This window comes from Thioalkalivibrio sp. ALE17, from assembly GCF_000425605.1.
In the GTDB taxonomy this organism is placed as follows: Bacteria; Pseudomonadota; Gammaproteobacteria; order Ectothiorhodospirales; family Ectothiorhodospiraceae; genus Thioalkalivibrio.
This window is the reverse complement of sequence record NZ_AUDT01000012.1, coordinates 23,415-37,995: the sequence shown is the minus strand read 5'-3', so window position 1 is coordinate 37,995 and position 14,581 is coordinate 23,415. Positions and strand designations below refer to the sequence as shown.

Sequence of the window (14,581 nt, the reverse complement as noted above, 5' to 3'; positions counted from 1 at the left end):
CCATCATGGAGGAGACCTTTCTGATCGCGATCGTCGACCAGGACCGCGAGGAGCAGGCCCTGGCCATCGCCGCCGAGGAAGGCGGCGCGGACGGGGCGGTGATCCAGGGTTCGGGCCTTGGTTTCCCCGAGCACATGACCTTTCTCGGCGTGACCTACCAGGGCAACGAGTCGGTCTGCATCTGGCAGCTGGATACCGCGCGCGCCGAACGCATTGCGCAGCGCCTGAACCTGGAGCTCGACCTGTTCCAGCCCTACAACGGGCTTGCCTTCACCCTGGACGTGAGCGCCCTTCAGGGCATGGAGTTCGTCGGCCACCTGACCACCACGCCCTGACGCGCCCGGATACGGAGACTCTGCCATGCAATTCGTTCTGCTCGCCGCCGTCATCCCGCGCAGCCTGGCCGACCGCGCGATCGAGATCGTTCAGCGCGACGGGGCCGCCGGCCTGACCCTACTGGATGCCCAGGGCATCGCCCAGCTGCGGCGCAACCCCGTCATGGACCTGAAGGACACCTCCGGCCGCAAGGTGCTGCTGATGGTGCTGGAGTCCAGCCTTGCCCGGCGCATGCTGGACCACCTGGACGCGGAACTGGAACTGAGCCGACTGGGCAACGGGTTTGCCGTGACCCTGCCGATCAAGGACATCGCCGGCATCAAGCCGGAACAGATCGAGCACCTGCGCAAGACGCTCGGGAAACACTGAACGCGGCTCAACGCCAGGGCGGATCCACGCCCTCCACACGATACTCGCGGCCCAGCGCGCGCAGCAGGCTGAAGCAGCAGAAGACCAGGATGATTGCCACTGGCAGCCCGGCGGTCAGGGAGCCGGTCTGCAGGCTGTCCAGCGCGCGCTCGCCGCCGACGATCAGCAGCGTCGCGGCCACCGCGCCCTCGGTAATCCCCCAGATCACCCGCTGGCGCTTCGGCGAGTGCTTCGAACCGCGCGAGATCAGTGCGTCCACCACGTAGGTGCCGGAGGCCGACGAGGTGATGAAGTAGGTCGCGATCAGCAGGGTTGCCACGCCGGAGGCGATCGTGGTCCAGGGCAGCTGCGCGAGGGTTGCGTACAGGGCCACCGTGGTGTCCTCGGCGACCGCCGCGGCGATGCCCGCGCCGTCGTCGAACAGCTCCATGTGCAATGCGGTGCCGCCGAAGATCGCCATCCAGGCGAACACGAACAGGCTGGGCAGGGCGAGCACGCCGACGATGAACTCGCGGATGGTGCGCCCGCGCGAGATGCGCGCGATGAAGATGCCGACGAACGGCGACCAGGCGATCCACCAAGCCCAGTAGAACATGGTCCAGTCCTTCTGCCACTGCGAACCGCCGATGGCGTCGGTGTGCAGGCTGAGTTGGATGATCTGCTGCAGATAGCCGCCGGTGGAGTCGAGGAAGAAGCGCAGGATGAACAGCGTCGGCCCGACGATCAGCACGAACAGCATGAAGCTGATCGCCAGCACCAGGTTGAACACGCTGACCCACTTCAGCCCGCGATCCAGCCCGGAGATCACCGACAGCACCGCCACTGCGGTGATCGCGGTAATGATGCCCACCTGCCACCAGTGCGAGACCGGCATGTCGACCAGCACGTTGAGCCCGGTATTGAGCTGCATCGCCCCGAACCCCAGCGAGGTGGCCAGCCCGAACAGGGTGCCGAATACCGCGAGGATGTCGATCACATGTCCGATCGGGCCGTAGATGCGATCCCCCAGCAGCGGGTAGAAGATCGAGCGGATGGTCAGCGGCAGGCGGTGCCGGAAGCTGAAATAGGCGACCGACAGCCCCAGCACCACGTACACCGCCCAGGCATGCAGGCCCCAGTGGAAGAAGGTGTAGACCATCGCCTGGCGTGCGGCCGCGTCGGTCTCGCCATCGCCGGTCGGCGGGTGCTGGTAGTGCAGGATCGGCTCGGCCACACTCCAGAACACGAGGCCAATCCCCATACCGGCGGAGAACAGCATCGCGAACCAGGCGGCAAAGCCGAACTCCGGCCGGTCGTCCGGCTGCCCCAGCCGGATCACGCCATAGCGGCTGAAACCCAGCCAGATCAGGAAGCCGAGGAAAAAGGTCACCACCAGCAGGTAGCCCCAGCCGAGATACTCGGTGATGAAGCCGTGGATGCTGGCGAACACCTCGCTGGCCGTGGACGGGAAGATCACCCCGAAGGCGACGAACACCACCACCATGATCGCGGAGGCGGTGAACACCGTCGGGTTCACCGTGGCGAAGAAGGCCTCCGGGCGATAGTGGCTCATGCCGCGGCCTCCCCGCGGGCCGGATCAGCCCGGCGCATCGGGATCCGTGCCCTCGTCGGCGGAGCACAGCGCCCCGGTGAGATCCGCCTCGTCCAGCACGTGCCCCTCGGCCACGGCATCGAACTGGCTGCGGGTCGCCCCCGCCTCCAGCTCCAGCTCGGCATCCAGCGCCAGCAGGCGGAAGCGGTAGTGATGACAGCCCTCCGGCGGTACCGGGCCGAGATAGCCGACCTTGCCGAAGGCATCCATCCCCACGCGCCCCTCGCGGGGCAGGTGCAGGGCATCCACGCAATGCGTATCCGGCGGCAGGTTCCAGACCAGCCAGTGAGTGACCTCCCCCAGCGGCGAATCCAGGTCCTCCAGGATCAGCGCGAGGCTGCGCGCGCCCGCCGGCACCTCGCGGATCTCCAGTTGCGGCAGCTCGTTGGCATCCCGCGCCGAGACCTCGACCGGCATCCGTTCTCCGTCAGCAAACGCCGGACTGCTCAATCGCATGGCCCGCATCCTCCTCCATGACCCGATTACAGGCTCGCCCGCGGCCGAGGGCGGGTCAAGCCGTGCGTCGGACAATCCGGGGCCGGATTGATCGGGATCAAGCCCGGACACTTTGACTGCCCATCGCACCCGCGTCCCGCGTACACTTCTCCCCATGGCACAACTGACCTTTCAGGGGGCGACCGGCGAGGTCACCGGATCGCGTTATCTCCTCGAGACCGACGACGCCCGCGTCCTGCTGGAATGCGGCATGTATCAGGGCAACAGCGATGCGGACGAGGCGAACCGCGCCCCGCTCGCCGAACTGGCGGAAAGCCTCGACGCGGTGGTGCTGTCACACGGCCACCTCGACCACTCGGGGCTCCTGCCCAAGCTGGTGCGCGATGGCTACCGCGGCCCGATCTACTGCACGCCGGGCACCGAGGAACTGCTCGAGATCATGCTCGAGGATGCCGCGTTCGTAATGAGCAAGGACATCGAGTGGGAGAACAAGTGGCGCCGGCGGGCGGACAAGCCGCTGCTGGAGCCGGTCTACGACATCGATGATGTCGCCACCACCCTCGGGCTGTGCGAGGCCGTGCCCTACGGCCAGGCGCGCAAGATCGCGGGCGGGATTGGCCTGACCTTTCGCGATGCCGGGCATATCCTCGGCTCCGCGATCGTGGACCTGATCGTGCCCGCTGGCGGTCGCGACCGGCACCTGGTGTTCTCGGGCGATCTCGGCAATGCCGACGCCGTGCTGATGCACGAGCCCGCGCGCCCGGAACACGCCGACCACGTGCTGCTGGAGAGCACCTACGGCGACCGCGACCACCGCCCGATGGAGGAGACGGTCGAGGAGTTCGCGCAGGTGCTGGCCGAGGCCGACAAGAGCGGCGGCAACGTGCTGATCCCGGCCTTCGCGGTCGGCCGTACCCAGGAGGTCCTCTACCACCTGAGCATGCTGCACCACGCCGGGCGCCTGCCGCAGCAAAAGGTCTTCCTCGACAGCCCGATGGCCATCAAGGTCACCGAGCTGTACGCCCGCCTGCGCCGGACGCTGGACCCGGAGGACATGGACCGGCTGCACCAGGCCGCGAATGGGGATCCGGCTGCCTACCTGCCCGGGCTGCAAGTCTGTCGCACGGTGGAAGAATCCATGGCGATCAACCGCATCACGGGCGGCGCGATCATCATCGCCGGCTCCGGCATGTGCAATGGCGGGCGCATCCGCCACCACATGAAGTACAACCTGTGGCGGCGCGAGGCGCACCTGGTGATCGTCGGCTTCCAGGCCGCCGGCACGCTCGGGCGGCGTCTGGTGGATGGCGCCGAGAAGGTCAAGCTACTGGGCGACGAGGTCGCGGTGAACGCCAAGATCCATACCCTGGGCGGCTTTTCCGCTCACGCCGGGCGCAGCCAGCTGCTCGACTGGGCACGCGGCTTTCAGGACCAGCCGGTGTTCCATCTGGTCCACGGCGAGCCGGAGGCGCGCGAGGCCCTGGCCGCCAGCCTGCGTGACGAGCTGGGGGCCGAGGCGCGTGTGCCCGCCTTCGGCGAGACCATCACCCTGTAACGCCGCATCCCCACAGCTGCGATGCCGGAGGCCGAAGCCGTCAGCACCTACGCCCTGATCGCCGGTTTTCTCGGCGGTCTCGGCCTGTTCCTGCTCGGGATGACCCTGCTGACCGACGGCCTGAAGACCGCCGGCGGCAAGGCGTTGCAGCATATCCTCGGGCAATGGACCCGCACCCGGCCGCGCGCCCTCGCCTCGGGCATGGGCGTGACCGCACTGGTGCAGTCCTCCAGCGCGGTCACCGTGGCCACCATCGGCTTCGCCAACGCCGGCCTGCTGACGCTCGGACAGTCGGTCTGGGTGATCTTCGGCTCTAACGTCGGCACCACCATGACCGGCTGGCTGGTCGCGCTGATCGGCTTCAACATCCGCATCGAGGCCTTCGCCCTGCCGGCGATCGGCATCGGCGCCCTGCTCTACCTGTTCATGAAGGCCGCGCGGCCGCGCTACCTGGGCCTGGCCCTGGCCGGCTTCGGCCTGCTGTTCTTCGGCATCGACGTACTGCGCGAGGCCTTCGAGGGGCTTAGTGCCACCTTCGACCTCGGCGCGCTGGCCCGCCCCGGCTTCCTCGGGCTGGTCATCATGGTCGGCATCGGCGCGCTGCTGACCGTGCTGATGCAGAGCTCCTCGGCCTCCATGGCCATGGCCCTGACCGCCGCGATGAGCGGTGCGGTCCCGCTGGAGGCGGCCGCCGCGGCCGTGATCGGCGCCAACCTCGGCACCACGGTCAAGGCGCTGCTGGTGGTGATCGGCGCGACCCCGAACGCCAAGCGCGTCGCCGCAGCCCATGTGATCTTCAACGGCCTGACCGCAATCGTCGCGCTGCTGATCCTGCCCTGGTTTCTGGCCGCGATCGCCTGGATCTGGGGCAGCACCGGCGAGGCCCCGGCCCCGGCGGTGCTGCTGGCGCTGTTCCATACCGCATTCAACCTGCTCGGGGTAGCGCTGATGATCCCGGTCGCCCCGCCTATGATCCGCTGGCTGCAGGGCCGCTTCCGCACCATCGAGGAAGACATCGCCCATCCCCGGTATCTGGACCGCCACAGCTCCGGGGTCCCGGATCTCGCCCTGCAGTCGCTGATCCAGGAGACCGAACGCCTGGCCGACATCGGCCACTCGATGGCGCGCGAGGCCCTGCAGACCGCACCGCCGGCGGCCGGCATCCTCGACCGCCGGCGCCTGGCCGCAGAGCAGCTGACCCAGTCCATCGCGGAGTTCGCGGCGCACACGGCCAACCACCCGATGCCGGAACAGGTTGGCCATGACATCGCCGAGGCCGTGCGCATCGCCCGCTACCACCGCGAGGTCGCCATACTGGCCGACGAGATCGCCGACCTGCGCCGCCAGTCCAGCGGCGAGGAGCGCCCGATCGTGACCGAGCAGCGCCGCGCCTGGCAGGAACAGGCGATACGCGCCCTGGACCTGTGCAACCTGGAGGCGGATGACGTCGACAATGGCCATGATCTGGCCGCCGCCGAGGCTGTGGACACGGTGGAGACCACCTACGCCGAACTGAAGGCCGCCCTGCTGCGCGAGGGTACCTTCGGCTCGCTGAGCATGGCCGAGATGGAACGCCAGCTGCGGATCATCAGCATGGCGCGGCGCCTGGTCACTCAGGCGGCCAAGGCGCGTCACCACACCGAGGCGCTGAAAGACCAGATCCGGGGGCTGCGCAAGGGAAACACGGATTGATGCACACGCTCGCGTTGGCAATGGAGAACGCATGATCGACCGGGACACGCTGCAGGACGCGATCGCGAACCACCGGGCCGAGGCCCTGACCTTTGACGGGCTGGAATACGCCCGGCTGCTGGAACCGGTGAACCACTACCCGCGTGGTTCCGTGGTGCTGCCGGACGGCTCGGTGGTGCCCGGCTACCCGGCCATTGGGCGGATCCAGTCACTGGAGGCCGGCTTGCCGCGCCAGTTCGAGCAGCCGTTCTGGGCGGAGGAAAAGATCGACGGCTTCAACGTGCGCATCCTGCGCCGGGACGGCCGGGTCTACGCCTTCAGTCGGGGCGGTTTCGTCTGCGCCTTCAGCACCGACCGGGTGCCCGATTTCGTGGACCTTGCGGTGTTCGACGCCGAGCCCGACCTGGTGCTGTGCGCGGAGATCGCCGGACCGGACACCCCCTATCTGGAGGGCTCCACGCCGCGCGTGGCACAGGATGTTGGCCTGTTCGTGTTCGACCTGATGCGGCTCGGCCGCCCCGGCTTCGTGCCGCAGGACGAGAAATTCGCCCTGATGGAACGCCACCAGCTACCCCCGGCACCCCTGCACGGACGGTTCACGCCCGCGGACAGCGCAGCACTGGGACGCCTGATCCGACAACTGGATGCGGAGGGGGCCGAAGGGCTGGTACTGAAGACCGCGGACGGCCAGCACCGCGCCAAGTACGTGGCCGGGGGCTCCTGCATCAACGACATCCGCGTGTGTTCCGAGCAGCTGCTGGACCTGCCGCCGGAATACTTCACCAACCGCCTGACCCGCCTGGCGGTGTTCCTCGCGGAGCATCCCCCCACCGAACCTGCCGCCGTGGAACGGGAACTGGGCGAGGCCCTGCTGTCCGGGCTGGCGACCGCGGTGGACAAGAGCCGGCGCGAGGGACGCGTCGGCCATACCTACCGCTGCCGCTTTCGCGAGCACGCGGGGGCGCAGCGCTTTGTCGACCACATGCAGGCAACCGGCGGGCGCCACGTGCGCTTCCTGCCGGACACCCCGCGTCAGGAAGAAAGCGGCTACTGGCTGCTGGAGTTCGAACGCCTGTTCGACCGCATCACCGGCACCCTCGCCTCCGCCCTGGCCGGAGACCGGCAATACGACTGAGCCCTTCGCCTGCTTGCAGGCGAACTCGGGAAAGGCCCCGACTTGCGGCCTCAGGCTCCGCCCTGACCGGGGATGCCCGACTCGGAGAGGTTCTCCATCACCTGGCGCAGGTAGTCGGCGGTGACCAGCTTGATGCCCATGCGGTTGCCCAGCTTGCGCATGCCCTCGTCGGCGCTGGCCAGCTCGGCATCCAGCTCCATCGCCAGCAGCACGGCATCGACATCCTCGCGCGAATCCACCAGCCCCTTGCGCATGGCCTCGCGGAAGCGCTCGCGCAGCTGCGTGATCAGCTCCGGGCGCAGCGACTCGGCCGCCCCGGCCTGGCGCGTGTGTTCCTCGGCGATGCGCAGGCCGCGATCGATGCGCGTGCGCACCTCGTCGATGAACTCGTAGAGGATGTCGCTCGGCAGGGTCAGCGCAAAGCGACGCGGCGAGCGCACCCAGACCACGGTCTCGAAGTCGGCCGCCAGGGCCTCGAGGTCGCGCATGCCGCGAAACTCCTCGTACACGGACAGCGGCATGTAGAACTCGGCGGGGCAGTGGCGCGCCAGGTTGAGAAAGGTCCGCAGGATGTCCTCGGGGTCCTCGCCGAACTGCCCGGCCACATGCGGGTTGGTAAAGACGCTGGTATCCAGCACGAATCGGCGCATCACGACCTCCTGTCGGCTCCCTTCATCATCGGCAGGGGCCGGCGGCCCGTCAACCGGCCCGCGACACCCCGCCCACGCCAACGCATGTGGCATAATCGGCGCGTCTTTACCCAGCCGGACACGGATTGCCCTTGGCCACCCGAGCGGAAGTCGAAAAATTCCTGGAGCGCCTGCGCGAGGACCTCGAACGTCACCAGATCGAGATCCCGACCCTGCCCGATGTCTCGGTGCAGGCGCTGTTCATCACCCAGGACGAATCCAGCTCCATCGCCGATCTGGTCAACCTGATCTCGCGCGACACGGCCCTGGCTTCGCGCCTGGTGCGCCATGCCAACAGCCCGGCCTACCGGGGGCTGACCCGCTGCGCCACCATCCGCTCCGCGGTCACCCGCCTGGGCATGGAGCGCGCCCGCCAGACCATCATCGCGCTGTCCATGAAGGAGGTCTTCCAGAGCGGGAACGAGGCCATCCGCATCCGGATGGAAGAGCTGTGGAATCACAGCCTGGAGGTGGCGATCATCAGCTACCTGCTGGCCCGTCGCCACCCCCATCTGGACCCGGATACCGCCCTGCTCGCCGGGCTCGTTCACGACATCGGCATGATCCCGATCCTGCGCCGCGCAGAGAAGACCCAGGAGATCTACGAGGATCCGCGCGCCCTGCAGGCCGCGGCCGATGCCGCGCACGTCGCCATCGGCCGCGCGATGCTGAAGAGCTGGAACTTCGAGCCGGAGATCATCCGCGCCGTGGCCGAACACGAAAACCTCAAGCGCGAGCCGGAGGAAGGCGAACCGGTCAATTACAGCGACATTCTGCAGGCCGCCAACATCGAGAGCCACAACGCCACCCGGCATCGACTGGCCCATATCGACCGCAGCTCGGTCGCCTCCATCCGCCGTCTGGCGGCCAAGCCCGGCACCACCCGGCTGAACTGGGAAGACGACGCAATCGGCCTGGAACACGTCAACCAGATGATCGAATGAACCCCGCGGGGCGCAGGCGGTCTTCTTCATATCGCCCCGGAACGGACGCCCGCATGCCCGCCATTCTCCAGCTCGTCTACGCCTCTCGCGCCACCTTCCGCGAGAACACCTCCAGCCAGGGCATCGAGCCCGAAGTCAGCCGCATCCTGATGCAGTCACGCCAGAACAACCCGCGCAGCGGGATTGTCGGCGCGCTCTATTACGGGGATGGCCACTTCTTCCAGTGTCTGGAGGGCGAGCCCGAGGCCGTACGCGACACCCTGGAGCGGATCCGGCGTGACGATCGCCACGAGGAGGTCCGGGTGCTACGCGAGCAGTCACTGGACAGCCCGGGATTTGGCGAATGGTCGATGAAATACGTCCCGGCAGCGGGGGACGTCCGTCAGCTGCTACAGCGCTTTGGCCAGCGCCAGTTCGACCCCTTCGCCTTCGACGATGACCGTATCGACGCGATGCTGGACCTGCTGCGTCAGGGCCGGGACAACGCACCTGCCGAGGGAGCGGGATCGACGGGCGGCAAGGCGGAAGATGCCACTCGGGGCAGCACCCGTGCGCTGTTCGGGATCGGCCTGGTCGCGGTGGCGATCGTGCTCGGCGTGATCGGAGCCGCGACCTACCTGCTCGTCACGTCGTAGAGGCCTCGGAACATTCCGGCAGCGCGGGCGCCGGGAACGCCCGCTGGATTTGATCGCGCCCACCCCACTTGGCCCGGTATAGCGCCTCGTCGGCAACGACCAGCAGATCGGGACCATCCTCCTCGGGATAGTCGGCCGAACACACCATACCGATCGAGATAGTGCAGCCGAAGCGCTCGTCCCGATGGTTGAAATCCAGGGAAGCGAAGTTCCGGCGGATATCCTCGAGCACCCGCCGGGCATTCTCCGCGTCGCACTCCGGCAGCACCGCGACGAATTCCTCCCCGCCATAGCGGCCGATGATGTCGGACTGGCGCAGGCGCTGTCGCAGCAAGGTCGCGATCGACATAATCACGACATCTCCCACGGCATGCCCGTAGGTATCGTTGACTCTCTTGAAGTGGTCGATGTCGAGCATCGCAAGCGTGACGGGTCGCCCGATCCGTCTAGCGCGCAACACCTCCCGACTGGCGGCCTCCTTGATGCTGGCGTGCTTGAGCAGTCCGGTCAGACTGTCTTTGCTGATCCGCTCCTCCAGCTGGCGTGCGCGCGCGATCCGCGAGCGGGCAGCTGCCACCAGTTGCACGTCGGAAATCGGCTTGGTCAGAAAGTCGTCCGCGCCCCAACCCATGGCCTCGATCTGGCGCTCGATATCGGTTTCCGCAGACAGATACACAATCGGCAGATGGATGTAGGCCTCGTGCTGGCGAATCAGCCCCGCCAGGTCGGTGCCCGCGTATTCGGGCATATACAGATCCATCAGAACCAGTTCCGGCCGAAACGCGGCGATCGTATCCATGATCTCGCGCGGCATATCCAGCACCCGGGCCTCCATCCCGGCCGCGGTCAGCACCAGCCGCATATGCTCGGCTAGATCGGCGTCGTCGTCCACGATCAGCACCCGTTGCGCCGGCGCATGGCGCTCCTCGAAGATCTGCGAGATGCGGCTCACGAGCCGGGGTACATCCAGCGGTTTCAGGAAATACCCCTGCGCGCCCAGCTGAACCGCGCGCACACGCGACGGAAAGTCATCTTTGTCGGAGAGAAAGATCAACGGGCACCCCAGCGCTTTCAACTCGGGGCAGTCCACCAGCCTGGTGGTTGCATTTTCACGGCCTTCGTCCAGCATCACGTCGATCAGCAGCAAATCCGGCTGCTCACCCTCCACTGCACGCTTGAGCGCATCAATGCCGTCGAACACTCGAACCGCATAATTGAAAGACTGGAGCTGCTGCCCGAGCTGGCCGGCCAGTTCCGCATCGTCTTCGACCAGCCATACCTTCTGGACACTGCCCGCAGTGCGTGGAGTCTCCGGGAGCACACCCACCCCCGATTGCCCCAGGGGCTCGAGCGATTGGGCGGGTACCGTGCGGGAGAGTCCTGCGATCTCGTCCGCCAGCCACTGACGACTCGCACGATCCAGTGCCAGCGCCTTCGCCCCAAGCCAGCTTCCGATCCGCTGTTCCAGCACACGCGCGGCGGCACTCAACTCCGCACAGCCGAAACTGCCCCCGCTGCCGGCCAGCTTGTGCAGACGCTGTTGCAGTTCGTCCAGCACCTCGCGGTCCTGCTCCTTCCCGGCCAACCGGCCCTGCAGAGAACTCAATGCAGCCAGCTCATCCGGGAGGTGTTGCAGATACCGAGCACGCAGTTGTGCCAGGCGGTCCTTCAAGGCCTGCTCGGCGCCAGCACTTGTCATGCCGCCCCCTGCCAGATCCGCCGTACCTCGTCGGAAAGCGTCATGGGGTCGAACGGTTTGGCGATCACGTCACGCGCCCCCAGCGACTTGTAGTGTGCGATCTCGGAGGGCTGCACCTTGGCGGTCATGAACGCCACCGGCACCTCGGCCAGCGCCGGAATCCCGCGTAGGGCCTCCAGGGTCGTGGGACCATCCATCCCGGGCATCATCACATCCAGCAGGATCAGGTCTGGTGCAAATGCCTCGGCATCGCGTACCGCCTCCTCGCCCGAAGCACAGGTCTTCACGGTGTAACCACCCACCGTCTCCAGGGCCAGTTCGGCAACCGCCTGAATATCCGGCTCGTCTTCGACATAGAGAATGCGTTGCAACTCGGACACTTTCGACTCCCCTGGGGTGAACCGCTACGGGTCCGTGACGTGCGGGCCGTAGCCGGACCCTGGTTCTGAACTGGATGGATAACCATTCGCATCGCGGGCAAGCGGCAACTCGAACCAGAATGTCGCTCCCTCGCCCTCCACGGAGTCAAAGCCTATACGCCCGCCCATATGTTCTACCAGTTCCCGGCTAATCGCGAGGCCGAGCCCGGTCCCGCCCTTCGTTCGGCTGTCGGAGCCATCCGCCTGTGCGAATTTCCCGAAGATCTGCTCGCGGAAGTTGTCCGGAACACCCGGCCCATCATCCGCCACACTGACCCGGACGCCTGCGGTCGGATCGCTCACTGACTGCACCGACACCCGCACGCTGCCGCCCGGGGGCGAGAACTTCACCGCGTTCGACAGAAGATTGGCGAGCACCTGCAACAGGCGCTGGTCATCGACCCGAACCGCAACCCCGGGCGCGCCACTATCGAGCACCAGCTGGACCTGGTGTTGTTCGGCATAACCCCGATAACTCTCGAGCGCCTGTTCGAGCAGCGGCTCGAGCCGCTCCGCACGCATATCAAAGTGCAGCTTGCCCGCCGCGATCTTCTCCATATCGAGCAGATCGTTGATCAACAGCGTTAGCCGCTGGCTGTTGCGCTGGGCAATCGTGACCATTTCGCCGACCTTGCCGGGCAGTTCGCCGAGCGCGCCGCTGGCAATCATCCCGAGGGCGCCCGAGATCGACGTCAGTGGTGTCCGCAGTTCGTGGCTGACCGTGGAGACGAATTCGTTCTTCATGCGCTCCACCCGCTTGCGTTCGGTGATGTCACGCACAACCCCCACATAGAGGGGCTCGCCGTGTTGCGTGACCTCCGATACGGCGAGTTCCATCGGGAACACGGTTCCATCCTTGCGGCGCCCCTGCAGTTCCCTGCTGGTGCCAATCACCCGCCGGTTGCCAGTGGCCTGATAATTACGCAGGTATACGTCATGGCTCTCACGATCAGGCCCGGTCATCAACACGCTTACATTGCGACCGGCAACCTCACGGGGCATATACCCGAAGATGCGACTTGCACCCGGATTGAACGACTGGATCAACCCATCGCGATCGATCGTGATGATCCCGTCTACGATGTTATCGATGATCGTCTGCGTGCGAAGCGCCTGCTCCGCCAGGGCTCGCTCCGCCTCTATACGCTCGGTTACGTCTTCGTTCACGCCAATCGCCCGCACGACCACACCTGCCGCATCGGTTATCGCCTGTGCCATAGCGCGAATATGACGTGTCGCCCCATCGCCCCGGAGAATTCGGAACGTGAACTCGCGGGGTGTCCCGGGACGTTCAAGGATCGTTTCGAGGCTGGCTTCTGCGTGCTCCACGTCTTCGGGCAGCAAGGCGCGCCTCCAGTCATCGGCATGGTGACCAAAATCGCGGGGTAACACGCCGTAAAGACGGAACATCCCGGAATCCCAGTCAAGCCGCCCACTAGTCAGGTTCAAATCCCATACACCCAGCTGCGCCGCCTCGGTGGCCAGCGTCAACTGCTGGGTGGCATCCCGGAAGCGCTGCTCGCTCTCGCGCAATTTGCGTTCAGCCTGCTTGCGGTCGGTTATGTCGGTGTAGACGGCAAGCCACACCTCTCCCTGTACCGGGTGAGTGAAGGTGCTGAAAGAAACCATACAGTCGAGTTCGGTGCCGTTCTGGTGCCGCTGTCGCAGTTCCCCTTCCCAGGCGCCATGTTGCAGGATGCTGGTGGCGACATCCTCCAGCCGACTGGCGCCAGATTCGCGACCAGGCGGGCCGAGCTGCTGCCACGGAGTGTTGACCAGTCCGCCACGCTCGTATCCGAACATCTTCTCAGCGCCGGCATTGGCGTAGATGACGGCCTGGCTGCCCGAATCGATGAGCAACACCCCACCCTGCATCTGCTCCAGCATTCGCGCCTGCAGACGAATATCGTCCTCCAGGGTGGCGTGACTGCTGATTTTCTGGTGACGGTAACGCTCGGGAATCACCGGTGGCTGTAGTTCGAATGCCTGGATGATGTCGAAGACACCCTCGCGGTTGCATCGGGTCAGATAGCAGTTGACCGCGGCATGCTGGGTCTCCGGGTCCATCACCACACTGCCCTGCGGAGCCGTCACGCGGACGGTCTTGAGTGCATCGACCAGCGCCTCGGAATCGGTGCTGCCGGCGGCATTGGCTGCCGTGGCAAATGCCTTCACACAGACATAGGCGCCCTCGCTGAAGTTGGTGACGGTGCCATTGCCATGCGGCCAGATGCCATTGACATCGGGCATCTGTGCAAGCCGCTCCATAAAATCACGATTGGCATCGCTGTCAACGCTCATGAAATAGGTGTTGCTGGAGTACAGGCCTTCACGCACCTCTGGCGGCAGCTTGCTCGCCATCATCTCGTCGTAGTGCCCCATAACCACAGCAATACCTGACTTGAGTCCACGCTCGGAAAAGCGCGTAAGCAGGTTGATCTGGTCGGCTCCGGCAAAGTAGGGCACAAAGACGTCGGGGGCTGCCGCCGCAACAACATCGAGCAGGCGATCAATCTCCTCTACGGCCACGCCGAGGTCGCGGTATTCCTCACCCAACGACTCACCGCCGCACTTCGCCAACGCGTCCTTGGCGGCTGCAATGGAGCCGCGGGGCCATTCGTAGTTGTTGCCAGCAAAGAAAAACCGCGGGCCGTACTGCTCCCGCATGTAGGGGATCATGCGGTCGATCTGCTGATTGGGCAGGGCGGCGAAGTGGAAGAAATAGCGGCTATCGATACTGCCTTCGTGGAAGGAAAAATTGAGCTGCGGAACCCGGTTCGGTTCGGCCACGCGATAGGCAACGGCGATACGGGAGTTGGACAGCAGGTTGCCAATGATGGCGGCGCAGCCATGCTGCTTGACCAGTTTTTCCGCTGCGGCGACCGCGCTCTCCGGCAAACTGCCGTCATCCTCGACCACAAGCTCCAGTGGCCGGCCCAGCACACCGCCCTGTTCGTTGATCTCGGCACAGGCGATCTCGGCGGCGCGGAGGATTTCCGTTCCGTATATGCTGACCAGGCCGGTCAGTGGCGGCATCAGGCCGAGCCTTACGCTCCCCACA

General features: G+C 66.1%; 13 protein-coding genes. 7 read left to right on the top strand and 6 right to left on the bottom strand.

Going from position 1 to position 14,581, the window contains the following annotated elements; all coding sequences use genetic code 11:
- Positions 1–5 precede the first annotated feature (5 nt).
- A complete protein-coding gene (locus tag H609_RS0108615) occupies positions 6–335 on the top strand; it encodes a hypothetical protein (protein WP_028484751.1) in 330 nt (109 codons plus the stop codon).
- Positions 336–360: 25 nt separating this feature from the next.
- Entirely contained in the window at positions 361–705 is a 345-nt protein-coding gene (locus H609_RS0108610; protein WP_018872340.1) for a hypothetical protein, read from the top strand.
- A gap of 7 nt (positions 706–712) precedes the next feature.
- Here H609_RS0108610 and H609_RS0108605 read toward each other — a convergent pair whose 3' ends face one another.
- Together H609_RS0108605 and H609_RS0108600 are read right to left on the bottom strand one after the other, a co-directional pair.
- A complete protein-coding gene (locus H609_RS0108605; protein ID WP_028484750.1) occupies positions 713–2,257 on the bottom strand; it encodes a BCCT family transporter in 1,545 nt (514 codons plus the stop codon).
- A 24-nt stretch (positions 2,258–2,281) separates the two neighbouring features.
- Positions 2,282–2,713, bottom strand: a complete 432-nt coding sequence (locus H609_RS0108600; RefSeq protein WP_018878013.1) for a YbhB/YbcL family Raf kinase inhibitor-like protein — start codon at positions 2,711–2,713, stop codon at positions 2,282–2,284.
- 193 nt (positions 2,714–2,906) lie between these two features.
- Here H609_RS0108600 and H609_RS0108595 point away from each other — a divergent pair, with 193 nt between their 5' ends.
- From H609_RS0108595 to H609_RS0108585, 3 genes are read left to right on the top strand one after another with little or no spacing between them, the layout of a single operon-like run.
- Positions 2,907–4,307, top strand: a complete 1,401-nt coding sequence (locus H609_RS0108595) for an MBL fold metallo-hydrolase RNA specificity domain-containing protein (protein ID WP_018879820.1) — start codon at positions 2,907–2,909, stop codon at positions 4,305–4,307.
- Positions 4,308–4,328: 21 nt separating this feature from the next.
- Positions 4,329–5,999: a Na/Pi cotransporter family protein gene (locus tag H609_RS0108590; RefSeq protein ID WP_028484749.1), complete on the top strand. Its 1,671-nt coding sequence runs from the start codon at positions 4,329–4,331 to the stop codon at positions 5,997–5,999.
- 31 nt (positions 6,000–6,030) lie between these two features.
- A complete protein-coding gene (locus H609_RS0108585; RefSeq protein ID WP_028484748.1) occupies positions 6,031–7,134 on the top strand; it encodes an RNA ligase in 1,104 nt (367 codons plus the stop codon).
- 50 nt (positions 7,135–7,184) lie between these two features.
- On the opposite strand, the gene H609_RS0108580 is transcribed toward H609_RS0108585, so the two are convergent.
- A complete protein-coding gene (locus H609_RS0108580; protein WP_017941871.1) occupies positions 7,185–7,784 on the bottom strand; it encodes an RNA ligase partner protein in 600 nt (199 codons plus the stop codon).
- Positions 7,785–7,915: 131 nt separating this feature from the next.
- Here H609_RS0108580 and H609_RS0108575 point away from each other — a divergent pair, with 131 nt between their 5' ends.
- Positions 7,916–8,767: an HDOD domain-containing protein gene (locus H609_RS0108575; RefSeq protein WP_019583116.1), complete on the top strand. Its 852-nt coding sequence runs from the start codon at positions 7,916–7,918 to the stop codon at positions 8,765–8,767.
- A 53-nt stretch (positions 8,768–8,820) separates the two neighbouring features.
- On the top strand, positions 8,821–9,402 hold the full coding sequence (locus tag H609_RS0108570) for a BLUF domain-containing protein (RefSeq protein WP_018879817.1): 582 nt from the start codon (positions 8,821–8,823) through the stop codon (positions 9,400–9,402).
- On the opposite strand, the gene H609_RS0108565 is transcribed toward H609_RS0108570, so the two are convergent.
- From H609_RS0108565 to H609_RS0108555, 3 genes are read right to left on the bottom strand one after another with little or no spacing between them, the layout of a single operon-like run.
- Positions 9,392–11,101, bottom strand: coding sequence for a diguanylate cyclase (locus tag H609_RS0108565; RefSeq protein WP_028484747.1), 1,710 nt, complete (start codon positions 11,099–11,101; stop codon positions 9,392–9,394). The two genes, H609_RS0108570 and H609_RS0108565, sit on opposite strands and share 11 nt — an antisense overlap.
- Positions 11,098–11,481, bottom strand: coding sequence for a response regulator (locus tag H609_RS0108560; protein WP_018876984.1), 384 nt, complete (start codon positions 11,479–11,481; stop codon positions 11,098–11,100). The genes H609_RS0108565 and H609_RS0108560 overlap by 4 nt, the downstream gene beginning before the upstream one ends.
- Before the next feature lie 24 nt (positions 11,482–11,505).
- Positions 11,506–14,580 carry an ABC transporter substrate-binding protein gene (locus H609_RS0108555; RefSeq protein ID WP_255349533.1) on the bottom strand — a complete coding sequence of 1,025 codons (3,075 nt, stop codon included), beginning with the start codon at positions 14,578–14,580 and terminating at the stop codon, positions 11,506–11,508.
- Between the last annotated feature and the right edge of the window lies 1 nt (position 14,581).